25 protein-coding genes are annotated in these 24,803 nt (G+C 29.7%); 9 read left to right on the forward strand and 16 right to left on the reverse strand.

Going from position 1 to position 24,803, the window contains the following annotated elements; translation table 11 throughout:
* The first annotated feature begins 20 nt into the window (after nt 1-20).
* Entirely contained in the window at nt 21-1,154 is a 1,134-nt protein-coding gene (locus A8C32_RS10105; protein WP_069830312.1) for an FAD-dependent monooxygenase, read from the forward strand.
* Between the two features lie 120 nt (nt 1,155-1,274).
* Here A8C32_RS10105 and A8C32_RS10110 read toward each other — a convergent pair whose 3' ends face one another.
* The 5 genes from A8C32_RS10110 to A8C32_RS10130 are packed head-to-tail and all read right to left on the reverse strand — an operon-like array spanning nt 1,275 to nt 7,225.
* Nucleotides 1,275-2,765, reverse strand: a complete 1,491-nt coding sequence (locus A8C32_RS10110) for a cellulose synthase family protein (protein WP_069830313.1) — start codon at nt 2,763-2,765, stop codon at nt 1,275-1,277.
* Nucleotides 2,762-3,454 (reverse strand): glycosyltransferase family 2 protein, encoded by a 693-nt coding sequence (locus tag A8C32_RS10115; RefSeq protein ID WP_069830314.1) that lies wholly within the window; start codon nt 3,452-3,454, stop codon nt 2,762-2,764. Before A8C32_RS10115 ends, A8C32_RS10110 begins: the two co-directional genes overlap by 4 nt.
* Nucleotides 3,451-4,308 (reverse strand): toxin-antitoxin system YwqK family antitoxin, encoded by an 858-nt coding sequence (locus A8C32_RS20310; RefSeq protein ID WP_123803387.1) that lies wholly within the window; start codon nt 4,306-4,308, stop codon nt 3,451-3,453. The genes A8C32_RS10115 and A8C32_RS20310 overlap by 4 nt, the downstream gene beginning before the upstream one ends.
* Before the next feature lie 19 nt (nt 4,309-4,327).
* Nucleotides 4,328-5,917 (reverse strand): 4Fe-4S binding protein, encoded by a 1,590-nt coding sequence (locus A8C32_RS10125; RefSeq protein ID WP_069830315.1) that lies wholly within the window; start codon nt 5,915-5,917, stop codon nt 4,328-4,330.
* Between the two features lie 9 nt (nt 5,918-5,926).
* On the reverse strand, nt 5,927-7,225 hold the full coding sequence (locus A8C32_RS10130; protein ID WP_069830316.1) for an NAD(P)/FAD-dependent oxidoreductase: 1,299 nt from the start codon (nt 7,223-7,225) through the stop codon (nt 5,927-5,929).
* Between the two features lie 379 nt (nt 7,226-7,604).
* Between A8C32_RS10130 and A8C32_RS10135 the strand changes: the two genes are divergently transcribed.
* The 7 genes from A8C32_RS10135 to A8C32_RS10165 all read left to right on the forward strand — a co-directional run bounded on the left by A8C32_RS10135 (nt 7,605) and on the right by A8C32_RS10165 (nt 14,017).
* A complete protein-coding gene (locus A8C32_RS10135) occupies nt 7,605-8,318 on the forward strand; it encodes a DUF547 domain-containing protein (protein WP_069830317.1) in 714 nt (237 codons plus the stop codon).
* An 87-nt stretch (nt 8,319-8,405) separates the two neighbouring features.
* Nucleotides 8,406-9,332, forward strand: coding sequence for a transporter (locus A8C32_RS10140; protein ID WP_069830318.1), 927 nt, complete (start codon nt 8,406-8,408; stop codon nt 9,330-9,332).
* Between the two features lie 49 nt (nt 9,333-9,381).
* Nucleotides 9,382-10,386, forward strand: a complete 1,005-nt coding sequence (locus tag A8C32_RS10145) for a glycoside hydrolase family 113 (RefSeq protein ID WP_069830319.1) — start codon at nt 9,382-9,384, stop codon at nt 10,384-10,386.
* Nucleotides 10,383-11,120, forward strand: a complete 738-nt coding sequence (locus tag A8C32_RS10150; protein ID WP_069830320.1) for a hypothetical protein — start codon at nt 10,383-10,385, stop codon at nt 11,118-11,120. Before A8C32_RS10145 ends, A8C32_RS10150 begins: the two co-directional genes overlap by 4 nt.
* The gene (locus tag A8C32_RS10155) at nt 11,117-12,397 is read left to right on the forward strand and encodes a BamA/TamA family outer membrane protein (protein WP_069830321.1); all 1,281 of its coding nucleotides are present in this window, start codon (nt 11,117-11,119) and stop codon (nt 12,395-12,397) included. Before A8C32_RS10150 ends, A8C32_RS10155 begins: the two co-directional genes overlap by 4 nt.
* Nucleotides 12,398-12,637: 240 nt before the next feature.
* Complete coding sequence (locus tag A8C32_RS10160; RefSeq protein ID WP_069830322.1) at nt 12,638-13,081, forward strand: hypothetical protein; 444 nt, start codon at nt 12,638-12,640, stop codon at nt 13,079-13,081.
* A gap of 207 nt (nt 13,082-13,288) precedes the next feature.
* The gene (locus A8C32_RS10165; protein WP_069830323.1) at nt 13,289-14,017 is read left to right on the forward strand and encodes a metallophosphoesterase family protein; all 729 of its coding nucleotides are present in this window, start codon (nt 13,289-13,291) and stop codon (nt 14,015-14,017) included.
* Nucleotides 14,018-14,046: 29 nt separating this feature from the next.
* Here the strand turns inward: A8C32_RS10165 and A8C32_RS10170 are convergent, their stop codons facing one another.
* The 4 genes from A8C32_RS10170 to A8C32_RS10185 form a co-directional block, all read right to left on the reverse strand.
* Nucleotides 14,047-15,570, reverse strand: a complete 1,524-nt coding sequence (locus A8C32_RS10170) for a carboxypeptidase-like regulatory domain-containing protein (protein ID WP_069830324.1) — start codon at nt 15,568-15,570, stop codon at nt 14,047-14,049.
* A 70-nt stretch (nt 15,571-15,640) separates the two neighbouring features.
* Nucleotides 15,641-16,396 carry a TIGR04283 family arsenosugar biosynthesis glycosyltransferase gene (locus tag A8C32_RS10175; protein ID WP_069830325.1) on the reverse strand — a complete coding sequence of 252 codons (756 nt, stop codon included), beginning with the start codon at nt 16,394-16,396 and terminating at the stop codon, nt 15,641-15,643.
* 81 nt (nt 16,397-16,477) lie between these two features.
* On the reverse strand, nt 16,478-17,329 hold the full coding sequence (locus tag A8C32_RS10180) for a DUF547 domain-containing protein (protein ID WP_083253316.1): 852 nt from the start codon (nt 17,327-17,329) through the stop codon (nt 16,478-16,480).
* A 16-nt stretch (nt 17,330-17,345) separates the two neighbouring features.
* Entirely contained in the window at nt 17,346-18,239 is an 894-nt protein-coding gene (locus A8C32_RS10185) for a sterol desaturase family protein (protein WP_069830326.1), read from the reverse strand.
* Nucleotides 18,240-18,361: 122 nt separating this feature from the next.
* Here A8C32_RS10185 and A8C32_RS10190 point away from each other — a divergent pair, with 122 nt between their 5' ends.
* Complete coding sequence (locus A8C32_RS10190; protein ID WP_069830532.1) at nt 18,362-18,847, forward strand: Mpo1 family 2-hydroxy fatty acid dioxygenase; 486 nt, start codon at nt 18,362-18,364, stop codon at nt 18,845-18,847.
* 60 nt (nt 18,848-18,907) lie between these two features.
* On the opposite strand, the gene arsM is transcribed toward A8C32_RS10190, so the two are convergent.
* The 7 genes from arsM to A8C32_RS10225 all read right to left on the reverse strand — a co-directional run bounded on the left by arsM (nt 18,908) and on the right by A8C32_RS10225 (nt 24,802).
* On the reverse strand, nt 18,908-19,876 hold the full coding sequence (gene arsM / locus A8C32_RS10195) for an arsenosugar biosynthesis arsenite methyltransferase ArsM (RefSeq protein ID WP_069830327.1): 969 nt from the start codon (nt 19,874-19,876) through the stop codon (nt 18,908-18,910).
* Nucleotides 19,877-19,947: 71 nt separating this feature from the next.
* The gene (locus tag A8C32_RS10200) at nt 19,948-20,760 is read right to left on the reverse strand and encodes a purine-nucleoside phosphorylase (protein WP_069830328.1); all 813 of its coding nucleotides are present in this window, start codon (nt 20,758-20,760) and stop codon (nt 19,948-19,950) included.
* A gap of 16 nt (nt 20,761-20,776) precedes the next feature.
* Nucleotides 20,777-21,514: a T9SS type A sorting domain-containing protein gene (locus A8C32_RS10205; RefSeq protein WP_165605828.1), complete on the reverse strand. Its 738-nt coding sequence runs from the start codon at nt 21,512-21,514 to the stop codon at nt 20,777-20,779.
* A gap of 14 nt (nt 21,515-21,528) precedes the next feature.
* Nucleotides 21,529-22,134 carry a TIGR04282 family arsenosugar biosynthesis glycosyltransferase gene (locus A8C32_RS10210; RefSeq protein WP_069830330.1) on the reverse strand — a complete coding sequence of 202 codons (606 nt, stop codon included), beginning with the start codon at nt 22,132-22,134 and terminating at the stop codon, nt 21,529-21,531.
* Nucleotides 22,127-22,639 (reverse strand): rhodanese-like domain-containing protein, encoded by a 513-nt coding sequence (locus A8C32_RS10215; RefSeq protein ID WP_069830331.1) that lies wholly within the window; start codon nt 22,637-22,639, stop codon nt 22,127-22,129. The genes A8C32_RS10210 and A8C32_RS10215 overlap by 8 nt, the downstream gene beginning before the upstream one ends.
* Before the next feature lie 4 nt (nt 22,640-22,643).
* Nucleotides 22,644-23,471: a metallophosphoesterase family protein gene (locus A8C32_RS10220; RefSeq protein ID WP_069830332.1), complete on the reverse strand. Its 828-nt coding sequence runs from the start codon at nt 23,469-23,471 to the stop codon at nt 22,644-22,646.
* Nucleotides 23,456-24,802: an SLC5/6 family protein gene (locus A8C32_RS10225; RefSeq protein ID WP_069830333.1), complete on the reverse strand. Its 1,347-nt coding sequence runs from the start codon at nt 24,800-24,802 to the stop codon at nt 23,456-23,458. Before A8C32_RS10225 ends, A8C32_RS10220 begins: the two co-directional genes overlap by 16 nt.
* Nucleotide 24,803 lies beyond the last annotated feature (1 nt).

The raw sequence follows: 24,803 nt of genomic DNA on the forward strand, positions 1-24,803 counted from the left end.
AATTAAAGACATAAAAAAATATGACTGTAGATATTGTTGGAGCAGGAATTGGCGGATTAACTACAGCTATAGCACTTGAGCAGAAGGGGTTTAAAATAAGAATTTTTGAACAAGCAAAAGAAATAAAATCTGTAGGAGCTGGAATAATTTTGGCTAATAATGCTATGCAGGTTTATGAGAGATTAGGATTAAGAAAAATAATTGAAGACAATGGTAATTCAATTTCATCATTAAATATTACAAAGCCAAACCTTCAAGCGTTATCTAAAGTTGATTTAACTTATTTTGAGGAAAAACATCGGGTAAAGAATATAGCAATTCACAGAGGTGTTTTACAACAAATTTTACTTGATAAATTAAAGTCTACACAGGTTCATTTGAATTATAAGTTAGATGATGTCACTAAAATTTTTAACGGCTATTCGTTAGAATTCCAGAATGGAGAAACGCAGGAATCTAAAGTGCTTTTAGGGGCAGATGGATTACATTCCATGGTTAGGGAAAGTTTATTTCCAAATACAAGTATTAGAAAAGCAAACCAAATATGTTGGAGAGGGATTGCTAATTATAATTTACCACTAAATTTTAAGAATGAATTAAATGAAGCTTGGGGAAAAGAAGCGCGTTTTGGTTTTGTACAAATTGAAGAAAACAAAGTGTATTGGTATGCTTTAAAAACTATTAATAAGAATAAGACTGATTTTTTAATTAATGATATTGAAGATGATTTTAGTGCATATAATTCTATTATTAAAGAGCTAATTTCTTTAACTCCAAAAGAACAATTACATGTTGCTGAAATATTAGATTTAAAACCTACAAAAACTTGGCATAAAGATCGTGTTTGTTTAATTGGTGATGCTGCACACGCTACAACTCCAAATATGGGACAGGGTGCTTGTCAAGCTATTGAGGATGCTTATGTACTCTCAGAATGTTTATATAAATATGAGATAAATGAAGCTTTTAAGAATTTTCAAGAATTAAGGTTGCCAAAAGCACATCAAGTTGTTAAAGCGAGTTGGACTATTGGTAAAATGGCACATGTATCGAATCCTATATTGATTTTGATAAGAAATCAAATAATGAAATTAATGCCTTCTTTTATTAATAGAAAACAATCTAAAAAAATATTTCAATTGAATACTATATAGATAAATTATAGTATAATTTGCGCTTTTTTCTGCGTTAGCGATTGCAGTGGAAATCCTTTTGTTTTTTTACAAAAGATTGAAACAGAAAGCGCGACCCTTGTGGTAACGCCCAAAATTATTTTAAACTTTAGATGTTAATGATTTAATGAAAACATAACCAAAACCTAAAAATAACATAAGATGAAAAGGGAAAAGTCCAAAATCGCCTCCTTGATTACCTACAATAAAAGCACTATACATACCAAATGCAAAATAAAGCATGAGTAATCCTTCAAAAATAACATGAATTGAGACCGTTTTTTTTATGTATTTATTATTTTTCCAACTGTCTTTTAATGTGTTTATATTGAATTTAGGTGTACGGACAAATTCGCTCTTTTTACCCAAATGGCCTTCTAAAACAGCAATAGAATTATGTAATGAGAATCCCATTGCTATAGAGAAAAAGACAAAGAACATACCTATGTATCTTATAAAGTTTTTAAAGCCACTACCGTATATGTTTTTGTACATATGCCAATAGCATACAAAAAATATAACAGTGCTTATAACAAAGAAACTCATAACATAAAAGTAGGGTCTTAAATGGGCATATTCATTTTTTATATATAGCATAGGTATGCTAAGCACACCAACAATAAGTACATTTAAAAACATAGTACTGTTTAATAAATGTAATAAACCATGAACTTTGGTTTTTGTTGATATATTTTCGTTTTTTAAAACACGCCAAAGCATTTTTCTGAAATTTTCTGCACCACCTTTATTCCATCTAAATTGTTGTGATCGAGCAGCGCTTATAACGACTGGTAATTCAGCAGGAGTTTCTACTTCTTCTAAGTATTTGAATTTCCAGTTTTTTAATTGTGCACGGTAGCTTAAATCTAAATCTTCGGTAAGTGTATCTCCTTCCCAATTACCTGCATCTATAATACATGCCTTTCTCCATAGACCTGCTGTCCCATTGAAATTAATAAAATGGCCTTTGCTATTTCTGCCTACTTGTTCTAAAGTAAAATGAGCATCTAAAGCAAATGCTTGAATTTTTGTTAATATAGAATAGTTCCTATTGATGTGTCCCCAACGGGTTTGAACAACTCCAATAGATTCATCCTTAAAATAAGGAACCGTACGTTTTAACCAATCTTTTTTAGGTAGAAAATCAGAATCAAAAATAGCTATAATTTCACCTTTTGCGACTTTTAATCCTTCTTTAAGAGCTCCTGCTTTAAAACCCGAACGGTCTGTTCTTGTTATGTGTTGAATATCTAATCCTGTAGATTGTAAACTTTCTATTTGTTTACGTGTAGTATCAACAGTTTCGTCTGTAGAGTCGTCTAAAACTTGAATTTCTAATTTGCTTTTTGGATAGTCAATTAAGGCAATATTATCTAATAAACGTTCCATAACATACATTTCGTTATAAACAGGAAGTTGTATGGTTATATATGGAATCTCATCTGGGTTTGATAAATCAAATTGAGAACATTTATTTTTTGCTTTTTTTGAGGATAGATAATTAAATAGCAGGTTTAGCTGCGCTAATGAATAAACAAAAATTAGCAAAAGAGCTATTGTGTATATAATTATGATTGTTGTTTGTAAAATCATTTTTTAATACTATATTTAAAAATCCAACCTAATATTTTAACGCCTGCAAATATAGCACCTTTTACTGTACCAGACACTTTTGAAACACCAATTCTGTTTCTATAGTTAACTGGTATTTCGGTATATGATAATTTCTGCTTCAATACTTTCAATTGCATTTCGACAGTCCATCCATATGTTTTGTCTTCCATATTAAGAGCCAATAGTTTGTTGTATTTAATAGCTCTAAATGGGCCGAGGTCTGTGAATTTTGCGCGAAAAAATAAATTCATTAGTTTGGTAGCTAGCCAATTACCAAATATTTGCGGAAATGTCATAGAGCCTGCTTCGCGTAATTCTTTTACTCTAGAACCCACTACAAAATCTAAATTATTTTCAATTATTGGGGCTACAATTTTGGTTAAATCTTCTGGGAAATCACTGTAATCTCCATCTAAAAAAACAATAATATTTGGTTTAACCGTTTGTCTAGAAACGTAATCTATTCCTTTCAAACAGGCGTATCCATAACCTTTATTCGTTTCTTTTAAAACAGTTGCTCCAGCTTTTCTAGCTTTATTTTCTGTCTCATCTGTTGAATTGTTGCTTACGACAATGATTTCTGAAACAATACTGGGAATATCATTAATTACGTGCGCAATAGAATCGGCTTCATTATAAGCAGGTATGATGACTTTTATGTTGGTCATTGAAGATCGGATAGGTTATTTTCCTTTTTGAATGACTTAAAATCTGTCCATTCATTAATTTTTTTATTAGCTTTATACTTTACTGCAGAAACTAATTCTTCGTTTTTGTACATTAAACAATATCCATTTTTCTGATTATCTTTAAGTTGGCATTTATGATTTATTTTTTCCATATCATCATAGAATAACCACCAATTATTTTTTTTTCCATTCACGAAGTGACCTTCGCTTTCCTTATTCCCATTTTCGCGGTAAAATTGCCAATAATTTGTGGTTTTACCATCCTTATACTCACCGTTTTTTTTAAGTACCCCGTTTTTGTGATAAAAAACCCAATAACCTTCTTCTTTTCCTTTATAAAAAAGACCTTCTTTAGCTAATTTTCCATTGTTATAATATGATTTCCAATATTTAGTACGTTTTCCGTTTTCGTAAGAGCCTTCCTTTTCTAGGGAGCTATCATTATAATAATATTTCCAATATTTATCTTTTTGTCCTAATTTATATAAACCTTGAGCTTTTAAGGTTCCATTATCATAATAAAAATACCAATATTTATTTTCTTTATTGTTTTGGAATTCTCCTTTTTTCTCTAGATTTCCATTGGAATGATAAAATAACCAATATCCAGTTTTTATATTATTATCTAACCAACCTTCAGTTTTTATATGACCATTGTCATAATACGTTTTTTTATAGTTTTTTTGAGCAAGAGCATTAAAACCTATAAATAGTACTATTGCGATTAAAAAGTGTTTCATTTGATTTTCTGAAAAAGCAGAAATTATTTTAATTAAAGAATGCTTTGATTGTTTTGGTAGTATTCCATTTGAATAAAAAGGGAATACTACCATTAAAATATATATTGAAAACTTATTTTTTATTAACTAAATCCATTAAATCTACATCGTTTCCTAATAATATTTCAGTCGGATTAATTCTTCCTTCCATACTGTCGTTTTCTAATTTAAGTACCCCACGAGGGCAAACGGCACTACAAACACCACAACCAACGCAACTCGATCGTACAATATTTTCTCCTTTTTGAGCATATGCACGAACATCTATTCCCATTTCACAGCTGTTAGAACAGTTTCCACAAGAAATACATTGTCCACCATTTGTTGTAATTCTAAATTTAGAGAATAAACGTTGTTGAAACCCTAATATAGAAGCCATTGGACAACCAAAGCGACACCATGCTCTATTTCCTAAAATAGGATAGAAACCTGTACCAATAACACCAGAGAATATGGAACCAATATATAAGCCGTAAGCAGATCTTAAGGTTCCAGATTTTATCAAAAATACCTCGTCTATTGTTCCTGTAAAATGCATTGTTATTAATAAAAGAATAGCAATAAAGAATCCTATAGCTCCATATCTAGCATCTTTTCCTAGCTCATTACGTTTAAAAATCATGACTAGAACAAATACTACAGTTAAAAATATAGCAACCAATATTAAGAACAAGCCTTTTGTTAACCAATATTTACTAGGGTCGTAACCTAAATAGGTATATATAACGCCCGTTGTCATAACTACAGAGAATACAAGTACCGTATGTATTAACCAACGTTCTAGTTTCCATGCAGACATTTTTTTAGAGGATAATTGTCTAAAAGAATCTCCAGCGGTTTCTGCTAAACCACCGCAACCGCAAACCCAAGAGCAATACCAACGTTTTCCATATTTATAAGTTAAATAAGGTGATACCACAAATATGGATAATACGCCAAAAACTAATAAAGCCATACCTATAGTGCCATTGTTTATAAAACTATCTATTCTATATTGATCAAAATTATAATAGTTTAATGGCCACATATTTTTAAGATCGTAGTATGGTAAATCTGAATTCATAACATACATGAATTCTGGAATTAAAAAGGCGAAGCCTAGTTGGAAAAACATAACAGAAACGGTACGCAATTGTTGGTATTTATTGTGTCTGTATTTTAATATGAACTTGTATCCGAAAATTATGATTGCTACCGTGTACAATGTTCCGTAAACGAACCATTGACTAGCTGGTCTTCCGCTTAATAGTTTACTTAAAGGATCGAAAAGAGATATTAAACCTGTATTTGGAGCACCATCTACACCTTGTCCTAATAATGTAGGGAAAAAATAAAGTACAATATAGAATGCGGTTAAAATAACGCCAATAATCCAGCCCCAAGTACCTCGAGAGGATATGGATTTAAACCAGACACCATCATTTTTTATACCTTCTAATTTTGTTAGATATGCATCTCTTGAATATACAATGGTTCCAACAGATATTAATCCTAAAGCTAAAGTTAAAAAGACGGATTTGTTAGGGAAGTTTGTATTAAATAGGGCTAACACCAGTATAAATAACCCAATAATACCTATTGCTAATGCAATTTTTTGTTTTTTCGAAATGTCTTGTGCATCTGGTTTTGCTAAAGACATGCTATGATTTATTTTATTGCTCATTATATTTTTTTATACTGTTTGTAATGTCTTTTTATATGCTAATAAGATTTCAGTCTCGAAAGTTTTATAGAATTCTGGATCGAAATTAGCTTCGGTTAAATGTTCCATGATATAATCTACATCACGTTTTTCTGTTAACCATTTATCGAATATATCATGTCTCATTCTAATCCCGAAAGTGTTTATACCTAAAAATGTATTGTCAATAGTGTTATAGCATACCGTGATACATTTCGTATTGTCTTCATGTTTCCAATGAAAATGTGCTTCATGTTCTCTAGGTTTAGAGAATACCCAACCATAAGTTTGATATTCTATATCTAAAAACTTAGCAGAGTTAAACCAATGTCCTGGCTTATATTCAATTCTATTGCCACAAATGGTTTGAGCTAAAGTTTCTCCCATCATTCTGCCTGTATACCATACAGCTTCAATGGGTCTACGTTGCCCTATGCTTTCGTGTTGTTCTGCACAATCCCCAATAGCATAAATATCAGGAATATTAGTTTCTAAAAATTGATTTACTTTTACACCACGACCAATTTCTATATTAGAATCTTTAATAAAATCGATGTTAGGAGACACTCCAGCTGTTAATCCAACTACATTGCAAGGAATTTCTTCGCCTGTTTCTTGAATAATTATAGATTTTACTTTCCCGTTTTCATCTGAGACAATTTCTTTTAAATTATTTCCTAAGCGTAAATCTATATGATGGTTTTTAATGTGTCTGTTAATCATTTCGCTTTCACCTTCAGGTAAAACACCATTCCAAAAACTATTTTCTCTCACTAAAAAGGTAACGGGTATATTTCTACTATTAAGCATTTCGGCAAGTTCTATACCTATTAATCCACCACCAACTATCACGGCTCTTTTACATATTTTATTATTTGGAGCATATCTTTCAAGATTTTCTAAGTCTTGTTTATGGTACATACCCATAACACCATCTAAATCTTGTCCTGGCCATCCAAACTTATTAGGTTTACTACCAGTTGCAATGACTAGTTTGTCATATTTAAGACTGTCACCTTCCGCAAAAAGCAGTTTTTTAGTTTCAGTATCTATACTTTTCACAAAACCTTTTTTTAGGTCAATTCTATTTTTCTCCCAAAACCAATTTTCGTAAGGCTGTGTATGTTCAAATTTCATATGCCCCATGTATACATACATAAGAGCTGTACGAGAGAAAAAATAATCAGCTTCAGCAGAAACAATAGTAATTTTTTTATCGGAAAGCTTTCTAATGTGTCTAGCTGTAGTAACGCCAGAAATTCCATTTCCTATTATGACAATGTGTTCCATATGTTGATAGTTGTTTGATTTTTAAAATTACATGTAATTCGAAATATAGATTTTAGAAAGTATTCTAATACTAAATAACGCATTATCATATTTTGGTAATTATGTAGTATTAGGTCGCAGTTAAAGATAATAACTTATCTTAAGGTTATTAATTTAGAATAGATTTAAATTGAGTTTTGAGTGTAAGTATTTTGAGTTTTTTAAGACGCGAAAATTCTTTTTTATATATGTAAGTTAACTAATGTTTAGTGCGACTGATGGGGTGTTACTTTGCAAATAATAAAATTTAAGAGTGATTAAATAAATTAGATATTTTGAAACCATTTAAAATGTCTTTAATACAGATTAGATCTGAACATAAAAAAATAATAAATAACAGATGAAAAAAAGATTAATAATATTAGTAGTAATTTTAATTACAGGTCAAGGGTTTTCACAGGGTTTGAATTCATTTTTCACAAAAGCTGATGCTTTTTTTAAAACAAATGTAGCTAATGGAAAAGTAGCATATTCAAAGATTCATTCAAATCCAGAAACACTAAATGAAGTTTTAAACATTGCAGATGGAATTTCTGTTTTAAAAGATGATGCTAAAAATTATCAAGCATTTTGGATTAATGCTTATAATTTATCGGTAATAAAAGGAATAGTAGATAATTACCCAACTAACTCTCCATTAGATAATAAAGGTTTCTTTGATAAAACAACTCATAATTTAGGGGGTAAAAAAATTACTCTAAATGATATTGAACATAAACTTTTAAGAGGACAATTTAAAGATCCACGTTTTCATTTTGTATTGGTTTGTGGTGCTGTCGGTTGCCCTCCTTTAATAGCTCAAGCATATTTACCAAGCACATTAGATGCTCAATTAGAAAAGCAAACTAAAATAGCATTGAATGGAACTTTTTTAAAGGTGAATGCTAAAAAGAAACGTGTTCAAGCATCACAAATTATGGAATGGTATAAAGGTGATTTTACGATGAATGGTAAAACAGAAATAGATTTTATAAATAAGTATAGAGCTGAAAAATTAGAAGGAAAATTTAAGTTAAGTTATTTTCCTTATGATTGGAAAGTAAATAAGCAATAATAAATTCTTGAGAAAGTAAGAATTTTTATGAATAATTAATATTAATTAAAAATCTTTCTTATACAAGGAGATAAAAACTAAATACCAATGAAGAAAATAATAGCAGTATTAGCATTTGCAGTAATTTCATTTACTGGGTTTTCACAAGAAGATCAAGAAACACCAAAAAGTAATGTGCAAACTTTTACACCATCTAAATTATTAAAACAAGGACAATGGGATATTAAATTTTTTAATAGCATATATACACAAACTGAACAAACAGATGAGAGATCTAGTTCGGTGACAATACCAAGACAAACGTTTTTTACTAATACAACTGAAATTTTTACAGGAATAAGTAAGAACTCAAGAATTAACGTAGGTTTCATTTTTCAAGTAAGATCTAATACATTAGCAGGTCAAGGCGCTTTAGATGTTTTGAGTTTTGAAAATAAAGGCAACGAGAGTAGATCAGGGGTATCAACAATAGCTCCTTCAATTAGAATTCAACCTTTTAGAAGTATACCTAATTTCTCATTAACAAGTTCATTTTATATACCTGTATTTGAAGATCAACCAGATGGCTTTTTAGACCAAAGAAGTTTTGCTTGGGAAACTAAATTTTTCTTCGATAAAACTTTTGGAGGTAATAAATGGCAAGTATTTACAGAGGCTGATTTCAAATTTAATTTTGGAGATGATAGAGAGGATGTTGCTGCAGATGAGAATTCAGGAGAAAGATTTGCAGGAAATAGTTTATTTTTACCATTAAGTACTTTTTTAAGTTATTTTCCATCATCGAAATCAACCATTTTTGTTAATGCACAACAAGCTTTTTTAATAGGTATTGATAATCCTCAGTTTGCTGGAGGTGATAATTTTTCACAAAACTCTACTACTTTAGGTTTTGGAGGTAAATATCAATTAACACAAGTGTTAAATCTTGAGGCTTCTTTTGGGAAAATAGTTAGAGGTAATAATTTTCAAGGTTTAGGTCAAACTTTTAGCGTAGGTTTAAGAGCATTGTTTTAATATAAGAAACTAAATAAATAGTAACTTAGGAGTTTGAAAATCTATTTAAATGAAAAGATTCAAACTCCTTTTTTTATTATTAGCATTAAGCATTCAATCATGCATAACACAAACTAACAAAATTAACGGTGTAAGTTTTGTGGCTTCTGGCGAGGCTATTAATGATAATCATGTTAAACCTGTTATTAATCTTAATGCTAATTATGCAGCTATTATGCCTTTTGGCTATATTAAGGAATTGTCTAACCCAGATATTGTATTTAATACAGATAGGCAGTGGTTTGGCGAATCTAAAAAAGGAGCAAAACAGTATATTGCAACACTTAAGGCTAAGCATATTAAAATTATGTTGAAACCTCAAATTTGGGTTTGGCGGGGTGAATTTACAGGTAATATAGAAATGGATAGTGAAGCAGATTGGAAAACTTTAGAAGCTTCTTATTCAAAGTTTATTTTGGAATATACAGAATTGGCTCAAGAGATGAAAGTTGATATATTATGTATAGGAACGGAGCTAGAGAAATTTATAGATAATAGACCAGATTATTGGTTTTCTTTAATAGAGAAGATAAAAAGTAAGTACAAAGGAAAACTAACGTATGCTGCTAACTGGGATGAATTTAAGAGAACTCCTTTTTGGAGTAAGTTAGATTATATTGGAGTAGATGCTTATTTTCCTGTTAGTAATAGTAAGACACCAACAGTATCCGAATGTTTAGAGGGGTGGAAAGCACACAAACCTGTTGTTTTTGAAATATCTAAAAAACATGATAAACCTATTTTGTTTACAGAGTTTGGTTATAGAAGTGTTGATTATTCTGGGAAAGAACCATGGAAGAGTGATAGAAGTATGAATCAAGTAAATCTTGAAGCGCAAACAAATACGACACAAGCTTTATTTGAAACTTTTTGGAAAGAAGATTGGTTTGCAGGTGGTTTTATTTGGAAATGGTTTCATAATTATGAGAAATCTGGAGGGGAAAATAATTCAAGGTTCACACCACAAAATAAACCTGTTGAAACTTTAATAAGAAAACAGTATAGTTTGAAATGAATAAAGTAAAGTATATAATTATTAGTTTTTTGACATTAGTTTCTTGTTCAGATTCTAGTGATGATGTTGCTTTGTCCTCAATAACTTTAGAAAGTTATATTAAAGGAAGAACTATTGAAACAGGAGCCGTTATTGCATGTGCAGCTAGTGATAAAGATTCAGGAGAGATTCTTACGTTTTACTATCCAAAGTTTGGCGCTTTAAATGTTAGATATTATGAAACAGATAAAGTTGAGTTAGATAATAATGATTTTTCAAATTATACAAGAAGATTACTTAATAGTACTCCTTTTTTTAATGGATATCTAGGTAAGTTTATACAGGAATCTGTTAATGAAAAATGGATTATTATCACTTACGAATTGGATAATGAAATTAAAATGTCAAATCCAATACGTACAAAACAAATTTCAAAGCCTACTGTTTGGAATGAGGATGTAATTATAGATCAATCTCAATCTAGAATGCCTAATTTTTCATGGCAAGATAATGCCTTTGGAGATAATGCGATTTATTTTCAAGTTGTTTCTGATGCTCAAAATAATTTGTTATCGGGAACTTATACTTTAGATAATCATTTTCAATATTACGATACATCAAATTTAGTGTTAAATATAACCACAAAAACGCCACCAAATTTAATTTTGAACAATACTTATAACTTTACCTTAATGGACGTAAGTATAGACAATTGGGTAAATGGAGTTATTTTAAAAACTTTTAAGATAGAATGAAAAAACACTTTTCAATATTCTTTTTTGCATTCTTACTTTGTTTCATCGCATTTGCGCAAAGTAATACAGTTGCAGACCTGAAAATTCAAGGGAATAAAAAATTAAAAGCATCATTTATAAAAAAAATATCGGCAATTAAATCTGGAAAACCTCTAGATTCCTTGGTAATAGCTCAAGATATAATTAGGTTAAAACGATTACCGTCTGTATCTCATGCTTATTTTCAAGTATTTCATTCTCATGATAATCAGTACAACGTGTTTTATAATATTGAAGAGAACTTTACTATTATTCCATCTGTAAATGTATATACTTCTAGTGATGATGAATTTGCGTATAGATTAGGATTATATGAGTTCAATTTATTTGGACAAAATATTACTTTTGGAGGTTTTTATCAAAAAGATATTTATAGTTCATATGCGTTAAATTTGAGAGCACCTTATTTGTTTTCTAATAAATTAGGTTTAGCATTAACGTATCAAGATTTAACAACTCAAGAGCCTGTTTTTTTTGATAATACGGAAGGGGTTAATTATAGGTATAATAATACTTCTTTTGAAGCTTTAGGTTTATATGAGCTAAATTTTAATAATAGATTTGAAATAGGAGTTAACGCCTTTACCGAGGATTATTTATTTAAATCTGCAGTATCAGGAATTCAGAACATACCATTAGATAAGTTTGCTTTAATAGCAAAAAAGTTCTTATATAAATTTATATATGAATATAATAATCTGGATTATCATTATCAATACGTATCTGGTTTTAAAAGCATGTTTAATTTTCAATATGTAACTTCTAAAAATAATGAATTACCAGATTTTTTAATAGGTTGGAATGATTTTTTCTATTTTAAAAGATTAGGAAAAAAAGGGAATTGGGCTAATAGATTGCGTTTAGGTCTTTCGTCAAATAATGATTCTCCTTTCGCTCCATTTTCAGTAGATAATAACTTAAATGTAAGAGGAGCTGGTAACGTTATAGATAGAGGTACTGGTGCTATTGTACTTAATACAGAGTATAGACGAACACTATACGAGAAAGGTTGGTTTGTATTACAAGGGAATGCTTTTGTAGATGCAGGCTCATGGAGAAACCCAGGAGGTAGTTTTGGTGATTTTAGTGATTCGCAAAATATTAGAGTATATCCAGGTTTAGGTTTGCGTTTTGTTCACAAAAATATATATAATGCCATTTTTAGAATTGATTACGGGTATGGTATAACAAAAGATGCAGCCCAAGGTTTAGTATTTGGTATTGGGCAGTATTTTTAGATGTTGATTTTGTTTAACTTTCCTGAAATTGGTTAAAAATCAGTTTTACCTTCATGTTATTTTAAGCTTAAGCATTTATTAAAGTTTTTGATTTAAATTACTGATATATAGCTTTATATGTGTTATTTTTATGTTAAAAAATAAGGTGTTGTAAATTAATTTTTTAAAAAAAAATCAACATCAAGGGTAGGACTTTTATTATTTAACTTGTTATATGATTATAATAAAAAATTTAAAATCATGAAAAAAGTTCAATTAACAGCAAAATCACTATTATTTATTCTATTACTTGTATTTGCATCTTGTAGTGACTCTTCTGAAACACTTGACGATAATTTAAATGAAAACCTAAATAAGGTTGAGAGTTCTAAAAATGGTCAATTTAGCAATGAAGAAAACCCTGAGCCAAATAACCCAATTAATATTTGTAGCAGCTTTAAAGGGATTAACCCCAACGAGAGGTTTAAAATTGTAAATGTTTCAGTATTTGCCATTCAAGATCTCGATATAAGTTCTGTGGTATGGACTATAAATGGTAAGGTAGTAGAACCTACTATATTATATAGTGTATTAAGACTTGAAAACCATGTAACCGAACCTGGACTATTGGATATATGTTTTAAAGCTTCATCTCCTAGTTGTGGAGAGTTAGAAGATTGTATAACGTTTGATTTTAAAGAATAAGTTGTATAATTTTTTATATTAAGCATAAACCTTTGTCATTGAATTCGATGACAAAGGTTTTTTTATAAAGAAAATGACTTTAAGCAAATTCAAATATTAAAAGGTTTAATATAATTTTTCAAGAATTTAATATGGGTTTAACTAAAACTTAATTAAACACTAGAATTAGTAGTTATAAATTAATTAGTTTTGCTAAAAAAATAGTTTATGAGAGTTTTAGCAATAGGAGATATTCACGGAGGTTTAAAAGCTTTAATACAAGTTTTAAATAAGATAGAGGTTAAAGCAAGTGATAAACTCATTTTTATGGGTGATTATGTAGATGGATGGAGTGAATCTGCACAGGTAATTCAGTTTTTAATGGAATTATCTCAAAAAATAAATTGTGTTTTTATAAAAGGAAATCATGATGTTTGGTGTGAGGAGTGGTTAAAAACTGGTGAAGTTAATCCTACTTGGTATATACATGGGGGCAAGGAGACTATGGATAGTTATGCAGATTTTTCAGATGAAGAAAAAAGCAATCACCTAAGTTTTTTCGAAAATATGCCACTTTATCATATTGATGAAGACAATAGATTATTTCTTCATGCAGGTTTTACATCAATGCACGGTGTTGAAAAAGAAGTTTTTAAAACGACTTTTTATTTTGATAGAACGCTTTGGGAAATGGCTTTAACTATGGATAAGAGTATTGAAAAAGATTCTTTATTATATCCAAACCGTTTAAAGCATTATAAAGAAATATACATTGGGCATACTCCAACAACTAATTTTGAGTCAGACGTACCTATGAATGCCGCTAATGTTTGGAATATTGATACTGGTGCAGCATTTAAAGGTAAAATATCTGGGATAGATGTAAACTCTAAAGACCTTTTTCAAAGCGATAATTTACCGTCTTTATATCCAAATGAAAAAGGGAGAAATAAATAAGCAGCTTAGACTTTTAAAAACATTATAGATTATTCAATGCTTTTAAAGTCTTTGATAGCCTGATTAGGTTCAATAACATTATAACCTTTCCAGAACTCAGGATCGTATTTTGGTAAATAAATAGGCTCAACTTTTGGTTTTTCTATAAAATTGTCAAAGTTGGCTTTAGTAATACTTTCGTTTTCAAAAACTATCAATTCATTTTTTATAGTACTAGAAATAATAAAATGTATATCCGATGATAATTCGTTTTGTTTTCTACGTCCTCTAGTGTGTTTGTTTTTTTCAATAATTTTTAAAGGTCTTTTTATTCCAAATTTATTACCTTCCTTAACATCAGCATATTTAAGGGTGTATTTATTGGTTGCGTTTTTTGTATAAATTAGAGTGCCTTTTTTTAAATAATAATTATACGAAATACCTAAAAGATTAAAGGTCTTTAAAGGCTTTACATTTTCGTAATCTACCCTTACAATAGCAAAGTCGTTGGTGTTAATATAAATAAAGCCTTTATAGTCGGCATTCCTTTTTGGAAAGAAACTTATTTTATAAACAAAGTAGTCGTTTATAAAACTATAATCTTCTATTTTAAAATTATATCTATTATGTTTTTCTAGAAAGTTTAATTTGCTGTTTTCAAATATAAAGCTGTTATGTCTTATATTATGAATGCTATTTTTTCTGTAGTTTAAAAAGTTCTTTTTTCTTTTTTCTTCTTTTTTCTTTTGAGCGTCTAAAAATGCTTTCGTTTTATCGGTTTCATCATTACTATATGTTTCGAAAAATGAAGAATCAATTTCTTCCTTTGTTCCAAAAAAACCTGATTTTATTTTAAAGTAAGAATCACGTTTTATATGTTTTTTAATAATTTTATTAAATTTTTCTTCAAAGCTTTTAAAACTAACCTCTTTGCTTTTGTCATATAATTTTGATGATTTAATAATATCTAACTTTTGTAAATCCTTATCTCCGGTTTTACCATATATATTGGCTAAAATTTCGGTGTAATTGTCGGCGTTTTTGGGAATAACCTTTAAAACACTATCAATAAAACGTTGATTAAACTCAGGTATGGTTGTTTTCTTTATTTTAATATCGCTTTTTAAAATATTCGAAAAAAATGATGATCTATAAAATAGTTTACTTTTTGTAAAACTGAATTCATAATTATTTTCAATATTCTCTTTTGTTTTTTCAATAATCTCCTCTACAGTATAATTTTTATTAGAAACCATAACTTCATTTAATTCTATGGTCTTAGGGTTTAAAAATATAATACTGTCTTTTAAATTTTTAAGAAGCAAACGTTTGTTTTGGTAGCCTAAACAACGAATAAATATAGAGTCTGTAAGCTTTGTTTTTTTTCTAAAGTACAGTTGGAACTTGCCTGTTTCATTACTAATAACTCCAGATGTTTCGTTTAAAGCTATAGTAGCAAAAGGAATTGGTTTTTGCGATATAGAATCTAAGAGTTTAGCACTTAAGGATTCCTGCGCTTGATTTGTAATTATAGAGAGAATAAAAAGAATACATGTATTATAAAATGATTTCATAAATCGTAAATTAATATAAAAGTATGACGATTATAAAAGAAAATTGTAACATTTAGAATTTTATTAAGTATCAATTCTTAACACTTATATGTTTTAAATAATAGTTTTTTAAACCTTCGGGAGAAGCTCCAAACCATTTTTTAACATAAATAGTCCAAAAAAAGTATTGTAATTTCCAAACACCATGTTTTCTGTATAACCTTGCAGATGTATAGAGTTTTTTATTAATTACAACAAACTCCTTTCTTGCGTATAATGCATTTATTAAAACGTTATCTTCATAAATAACATAACGTTCGTCAAAACCACCAATATTATTGAATAATGTTTTAGTTATAAATTGACTTTGGTCTCCACCTCGACAAGCTCTCCAGCTAAACCTAGTAAGCCAACTAGCTAATTTTAACCACCAATGGTTACTATCAAATTGCATTCTAAAACATCCAGCTTGATTGCCATTTTGTACTTCATTAATAATGCATTGATCAAAATTTTTAGGAGGAAAAGAATCAGCATGTAAAAAATATAAAATACTACCTGTAGCATGTTTAGTACCAGAATTCATTTGTTTAGCACGTCCTTTTTGCGAGTTAATAAGTTTTAAATAAGGAAAAAGAGAGTTAACGTTTTTTTCTTTAAATTCTTTGATCGTATTCGAAATAAAGCAAGAAATAATATCTTGAGACCCATCAGTGCTGCCTCCATCAACACAAATTATTTCTGAAATATTATCTTTTGAAGAATGATTTAAAAGATAATCTAGCAGATTAGAAATATTATCTGCTTCATTCAGCATTGGAATAATAATAGATATTTGGTGTTTCATGCTTTGTCTATTCTTGTGAGGCAAGAATTAGTTTTAATTGGCTTTATATGATTTTTATTTATTCAAGATTAAGAAAATAATTCACTCATTCAAACTCCAATCATAATCTTTAAAATGTTTTTTTGCTTTATCCGAAATTTGAACAGATGTATATTTATTCAAAAACTGGATTAAAGATTGATTTTTGGTGAAATCTGAAGAAAACCATTTGAATATTTTTGACAGTTCTAGTGTGTTATTAGAAATGTTATTTCTCTTAGTGTCATTTAAAAACTGTTTGGTACTAGTTGTTAGTTGCTCTTCTAGATTTAATGCACTAAAGGCTTTGTTTTGTAATTTAGGACAAGAAAAAGAAGCACATACAATAGCAAAATGAATACGGGGTTCATTCATTTTTCGCAAAATTTCGTGTTCTATTTCGTTTAAATTATACCATTTGTCTCCTAGTTTCCAAAAACGTTGATCCCAAGGTTTTTTTATGTTTTTAATACTCTTTAATGGGTAATAACGCAAGATTAAATCAATAGTCATGGCATTATATGCGTTAATCCAATATGCTAATTTGTCTTCTTTAGCCCAAGAAGTATTTGGCATGTTTTGGCTCAAAGTGGTTATATAGGTTGATAGCAATTTTCTATCGTTTTTAAATGCTTTGTAGTTTACATTACCTTGGTTAGAAACGTGTTTTTGTAATAAAGTATTCCAAATATTGTGGCTAAATAAGTTTGATTCGTTGTTGTTTATAGTGGTGTCTTTTTTTAGTGATTTTCGAGGTTGAGGCGGTTCTTGAGGCTCTGGAGTATTGGCTTCAATAGCGCTGCTGTCTATAACAATTGAATTTTTAATAGGGGTAGGAGGTGTGTTAGAAACTATATGCTTTGTACTCGAACATGCGGTTATAAAAAAGATAATAAAGAATTGTAGATATTTCATTTAAAAGTTTTAAGTTCTATTTACGCTTTCTAGAGAATATAGGATACATTTCTTGGGTTATAAAATCTTCAGGAAAAGTTTCATCATCTGTAAACCCTAATTCAATGTCTTTTCCACTATTTGGGATATAGTCAGTTTTAAAAATGTAATCCCAAATGCTAAGTGTTAGTCCATAATTAACACCAAACCTAACATGTTTTGGCAATTGTTTTGCATGATGCCAAATATGCATTTTAGGATTGTTAAAGATGTATTTAAAAATACCATAATCCCACCCTAAGTTTGCATGGTTTAAATGGCCAATAATAATTGCGAAAAAATAAACAATAGAGACGTCCTTTGCGTTGTAATTTCCAATGATTGAGATAGGAATGTAAAGTAAAGATTTGTAAACAACAGGTTCCATCCAATGGTAGCGTAAATGCGCAGCAAACCCCATTTCTTTTACAGAGTGATGTATTTTGTGGAAATTCCATAGAAAGGGTATACGGTGTAGTAATCTATGCGTATTCCATTGCACAAAATCTGAAACTAAAAAAAATATTAATAAACCTAGCCATTTTGGTAAATCATCAACATCAAAAAGCTGGAAGCTATAAATAGATAAGCCAATACTAGTTAATAGGTCATTAAAAATTTGGGCAACAGTATTTGATAAAGCAATTAAAATAATAAGATTTAGTAGAAAGAAATTAAAGAACATATAGAAAATGTCTAACCAAAAATCTTTTCTAAAAATAGATTGTTTTTTTCGCCAAGGAAATACTATTTCAAGCGCCCATACTAATAAAGAAATAACAATTAAACCATAAAAATAGTTATCCCATTGATTTTGAAAAAAGAGCTCTTGTTTGAGGTAATTCCAGTAACCCGAATAGGAATTTTTTATAAGATTTATATAGTTGTTCATGCTTATATTCATTAAGGCAGAATAGTAAAAATACTATATTTTAATGGTACATTTAGGTTAATATGTTATTTCATAATAAAATTTGATTACTTGTTGCAATATTAATTTAAAAGATGAAAACAATGCGAAAAATAGAAATTTTACTAAGTGAATATGGAGAAAGTCATCAAACACCATTTAATAAAAAAGTTCATTATTTTTGTGTGCCAGCTATTTTTTTTAGTCTTATAGGTTTGCTAGCTTGTATTCCACTAAGCGGATTACTTAATGGTATAATGCCTGTTTGGATTACCTCTTATATGCATATTGGATCATTGGCAATTGTTTTGGGACTTATGTATTATTTGCGTTTATCTTTTGTACTTTTTATGGGAATGTTAGTGTTTTCTTTATTAGCACTTGTAGGAATTAATAAAATTGCAAGTCTAGATCTCGCACCGCTTTGGGCTATTATGCTTGTTATTTTTGCTGTAGCTTGGATAATGCAATTTATTGGGCATAATCATGAAGGGAAAAAACCATCATTTTTAAAAGATGTACAATTTTTAATGATTGGTCCTGCATGGACTATGAGTCATCTTTTTAAAAGCCTTAAAATTAAATTTTAAAATAAAAAAGAGTGCTAGAAAAAGCACTCTTGGTATAATTAATTGTTAAGCATTTTTTATTTAGCAACATCCGCCACCGTCATAATGATAAGTAGATTTACTAATGTAAATATCATCTCTATTTAGGTCTGCTATAGCTCCTGCTGTTTTATCACAAATAGCTAAAGGTTGATTTTTTAATAAAATATGTCCTTTTTTATCATCAAAGTAATCTTCATCACCGTAATAAATAGCAGCTTTACCAGTAAAAATACAAGGACCGTCTTCAGGCATTGGGTCTTTAATAGCAGCAACTTCGATAGATTCTATATAAATTAACTCATCAGTTGGGTAATTTTTAGGGTCTAAAACTCTATAAGGCTTACGAGCACGAATTTCAATAGTTCCAAAACCAGCATCAGTTAATGCTTTTACATATTCAGCTATTGGCAAGCTTCCACTTAAGCATAATGCGCGCAACCTATCATCATTACGTAACTCATCATTCATGGGTTGTTCGCATGTAGGATCACTCATAACTAAACGACCGTGTGGTTTTAAAACACGATGCATTTCTTCTATAGCTTTCTTTAAATCTTCAGCCTTAAAAATGTTGAATAAACAGTTTTGTGCAGCAACATCTATGCTATTATCTTCAACAGGAAGATTCATAGCATCCCCTTTTTTAAGATCTACAAACTCACTTTTAAACCAGTCGTTTTGCGCTTCTGCTTCTAGAAAGTTTTTTCTAGAGGCTTCTAGCATTTCATCAACAACATCAACACCAACTATACCACCTTTTTGACGATTAAAATATGAGAATTGTAATAACTCCATACCACCACCAACGCCTACATATAGCATTTTTGGGTTATTAGTTAAATCACGAGCGTGTACAGTACTACCACATCCGTAATTCATCTCTTGCATTATTTTAGGGATTTTTAATCCTGGTAATTCCCAAATTGGGTTTGTCGTACAGCATAAACCAACATCTGGTGTAAGTGCAGCTTCTTTATACACATCATGTGTAGCATCTAAATAACTCATCTTTTTATTAGTATTCAGCTTTATATACAGTTTATAATTATATTCAGTTGTAAAATAGAGAGTACTGTATTTTATACTGTTTTAATTAATTCTTTAAAGAGTGTTATCATGTTAGGCTCTGCTTTAGATGCCATAGCAATAATTTCACTTATATCAACAGGTTTTAAATTGTCTGGATCACACTCATCTGTTAAAACAGATACTGCTGCTGCCTTTAATTTTAAATGGTTTGCTACTATTATTTCTGGAACAGTACTCATGCCTACAGCATCTGCTCCAATTATTTTAAGCATTCTATATTCTGCTCTGGTTTCTAATTGCGGACCAAAAACACTAGCGTAAACACCTTTGTGTAATGTTATATTATTAGCCTTAGCAATGCTTTTAAATTTAGAATTAATTTCTGCATTATAAGGTGCACTCATATCTGTAAAACGCTCTCCTAATTTTTCAACATCTTTAAAAGCTAAAGGGGAATTTCCTTGAAGGTTTATATGATCATCAATAAGCATTAATTCACCTTTTTTAAAGTTGAGGTTAATAGCTCCCGAAGCATTAGAAACTAGTAAGGTTTTAATACCTAATTTTTCCATAATACGAACAGGATAGGTGACGTCTTGGAGTGTATAGCCTTCATAAAGATGAAAACGCCCTTGCATGACGATAACTTTTCGTCCTTCTAGAATACCATAAATAAGTTTGCCTTTATGAAATTCGACTGTAGCTGTTGGGAAATTAGGAATATGGTTGTAACTAACTTCTTTTAAAACCTCTATTTCGTTTATAAATTGACCTAAGCCTGTACCTAAAATAATTCCTATTTCAGGGGTATCAAAACCTTTGTTTTTTAAAAAATCGGTAGTTTCGTTTATAAATTTTAGCATATAATTTTTTACGTTATTAGCGTTTAATCAATTTTTTAATGATACTTTGATTTGCGCTTTTAATTTCCACTAAATATACACCAGAATTTAAATTAGATAAAGAAAATGATTGTTTTTTTAATGATGTTTTTTCTACAGATTTAACCTGATTTCCTAGTATGTTGTATATATTTATAGATAAGGGTGCTTGCGTATCGTTACGTACTTCAAACGCATCAATTGTTGGGTTAGGGTATAGGGTAATATTTTCGCTAAGGGTATTGCTCTCTATATTTAAAAGAGTACAGTTTGAAGGATTAAATGGTGTAAATTTCCCAAAATCCCAAAATTGATTAAATTGTAAACAATAAAATAAAATACGATCGTAGTCTTCAATTTTATCTCCTCCAGAAATATTAACAGTAAAAGACTTTGCGCCATTTTGAGGTATAACTGGTACACATCTGGTGCAACCTACTAAACCAAATTCTATATGTTCTAAAGTTGAAATTTGAGCAGATCTCAAGTCGGCATCAGACATTCCTTTAGATTTTACTAAATACGCTCTAATATCTGGGCCAGAAGCTGTTTTAAAGTTTGCGCCTAAATTTAAGCGAATGGTATTGTTGTTTTCTAAAGTAATATCTACATCTCCAGTAATATTATAAGAAGAAATATTTTGATTGTTACCAAAACTGTTAGCAGGAACGGTACATTGTGAAAATCCGTATTGGATTAAAAGTAAAAAATTTAAGAATAGTAATGCTTTTTTCATTTTCATAGTAGTTTTTAGGTTAAAAAATTTTTGACAAAAAAGGGAATGTCTTTTATATCTTCCCAAGTATCTATGTCGTTTTTTTTATCTAAAAATTTCACTGAAGTTGTATTTAAATCTGTTAAAGTTTTTTCTAATACAGAAGAAGTGCCCCAAGCTTTGTTTTTAAAAGCTTCTGGATGTAATACATTCATGCCTAGTAAATAATAACCACCATCTTCGGCAGGGCCAATGACTACATCATGAGATTCTAGTTGTTTATATGCTTCTTCAATGGTTTGCGCATTTAAATCATATAAGTCGCTGCCAATAATTACTACCTTATTATAATTTGCATTTAATAATTCTGTAAATGCATGTTGCATGCGTTCTCCTAAATCTTCGCCTTTTTGAAGTTTTTTGTTGAAGAATTTAGTATCCCATATATCATTATCGATAATGTTTTCAGAATAGAATACAAATCTATTAGTGTCTACTGCTTTAGAAATATCTGCGGTATGTTGTAAAAGAAATTTATATATATCTAATGCAGTTTGATCTCCAACGGTTTTTGCTAAACGTGTTTTACACTTACCTAGTTCAGGGTTTCTTGTAAATACAATTAATGCATTTTCACTCATTTATATTGTTTTTGGGATATACTTTTTTACCGGCTTTTAGCCATTTGCTCCATTCGTACGAAAAGGTATGAATACTGTCTGTTGCTTTTTCTTTTTCATTGTAAACAGAAAAGCCATTATTTTTCCATTCAAAAATACCACCATACAAGTTTTTAACATTTGTATATCCAGCTTTTTTAAGTTTGTGTGAAATCGTTTCCGACCTAATCCCTAGAGAACAATAGACAACAATTAAAGTATCTTTTTTTTGAATTTGTTTCTTAATGTTTTTCACTTTAAAATGATCGTATCCTACAAAAACAGCATCTTTAAGGTGACTTACTTTATACTCATTAGCTTCTCTAGCATCTAAAAGTATTGCCTTAATTTTTGGTGTTGCTAATTCTTGAGCAGTGATATAAGGTATTTTGTTGTTATTGTATTTATTTAATAAATCATCTAAAGTTTCTTGAGCTTGAAGCTGAGTAAATAATAGGACTGATGTAAAAAATAATAATAATTTCATAATGTTATAGTTGAATTCCAAATCCTTGTAAACCACTTTCTATTGCTGGTAGAATTTCGGTGTTATCCCAAATACCAGTAACAATAGTTCTTGCATATTCTTTGGGAAGGATGTCATTTTGCATAAGCTTGTTGGTCAATTTATAGTTATACTTTAAGGAGTGATGTTTAAAGTTAAATGTTTCATTTTTGTCATTTAAAATAGTATACCAAACATTTGGGTTACCATCATTAGCAGGCATGCCAATAACTCCAGGGTTAATCCACAGTTTGTTTTCTTTTTCATGATAAAAAGGGAGGCCACAATGTCCGCCTATAATAACATCACTTTTTGTAACATCAAAATTAGATTTTTTAGTGTTCCATGGCGTCGATTTAAAAATAAATTCGGAAGTATTAAAGTATGAACCATGTACAATGGTTACTTTTTTTCCAGCATAATTAAATTCTATATGGTCTGGTAAAGGTTTTAAAAACTCTAAAGAGCTTTTAGAAAGTTTACTTTGCGCATAAGGATACCATTGTTGAGAAAACCCATCGCACCTTGAGCCTTTTTTAAAATCGCAACCACAATCTTCGGCTTCATTACTTAATTGTATTTCTACATTACCAGCAATGCTTTTTGCATGCCAAAGTTTAAAGAGTTGTACGGTTTCTTCGGGTTGCGAGCAATAACCAACAATGTCTCCTGTACAAATACAGTTTTCGGGTAATATGTTTTCCGATTCTGCAACACGCTTTAAAGCTTCTAAAGCTTGCAGGTTACTGTAAACGCCTCCAAAAAGTAATACCTTTCCAGATAATTTTCCTAGATGTTCTATTTTTTTATCCATTTTGATAATTTAATAGGTAATAAATATATTATGATACAACTTAACACGCCCCAAACATTAACCCAAAGTAAGCTGGCGTATTTTCCTTGTGTAAATATGAATGATTTTGGAAATACTCCAAACACTAAAGTAAATCCAAAAAGTAGTCCGCAAATAACACTTAAATAGAAACTAATTTTGGGAACCTTTATATTCCAAAATAAAAAGGCTGGTGTTAACCCAATAACCATAGTTCCAGAAATTGTTGTTGCAGATAAAATTTCAGCATTAAAAAAAATGGGCAGTGTTCCTAGAATAGCAACAGTAGCCATTGATGCTCTACCAAAGGTTAGCGTGTTACCTAAATTTAAATCTATAGCTAATAATTTTGAAAATGATGAAAACGTAGAATCTAAAGTAGATGCAGCAGAGGTAATCATAATAAAATTAATAATTAAAAGAATAACAACACCAAAGGCTTTACCAACTTCTACAGCTGCTTGACCTTGCATGCCTTGTATTTTAGCAAATACTCCAACAAGGCTAAATAAAACAATGCATAAACCGCCAAAAACACTTGCAAAAAGAAAGCTTTTTAAAGTGGTTTTTGGAGTACTTATAAAAGCTCTATCTGTTAATACAGGATCATGAAATGGATAGCTAAACGATTGAATAATGGCTGCAAAAAATAAATTTAGACCTAACTCGAAGCTCCAAGTTCCTGAGGTAACAATGTTTTTAGCTGTGAAATTTTCAACAGAAAAAATGTTCCATAAAATAACGATTAATAGCACTGAAAATAGTCCCATTTGGATAACATCTGTAAATATAGAACTACTTAAACCGCCTTTTATAGCATAAGCTAAAGTTAGAAGTGTAAATACAATTATAGACCAGTAGTAAGGAGAACTGCCTTGTGCTCCAAAATAACTACCAATAACCATAGTGTTACTCCATATTTCATTAAATAACCTTATGGCTATTAATATTGAAAACAATGCCATGGCGCCTTTGCCAAATTTTGTGGTTAAAAATTGGTGTATACTTTTAAAATTACCTTTGGTACGTAATTGATAAAGTAATACACCAGCAACTGCAAACGATAAGTAATAACCTGCATAGGCAACTCCACCAACAATACCAAAACTTAAGCCTAGATTAGCTGCATTGGTGATGCTTTTTGCAAAAATCCATGAAATAATTAAACTACCTGTTAACACAAAAGTATTAGGTGGCTTTAGTTTTTTTGTAGCTCTAAAAAATTGATTTTTAGATTTTGCTAAAGGAGACATTAAAAACAATATCAAACTCGATACGATAATTAATAGCCATTGCCAGTTAATTGTTTCCATA

The sequence above is a fragment of the Flavivirga aquatica genome (assembly GCF_001747085.1).
Taxonomy (GTDB): Bacteria; Bacteroidota; Bacteroidia; order Flavobacteriales; family Flavobacteriaceae; genus Algibacter_C; species Algibacter_C aquatica.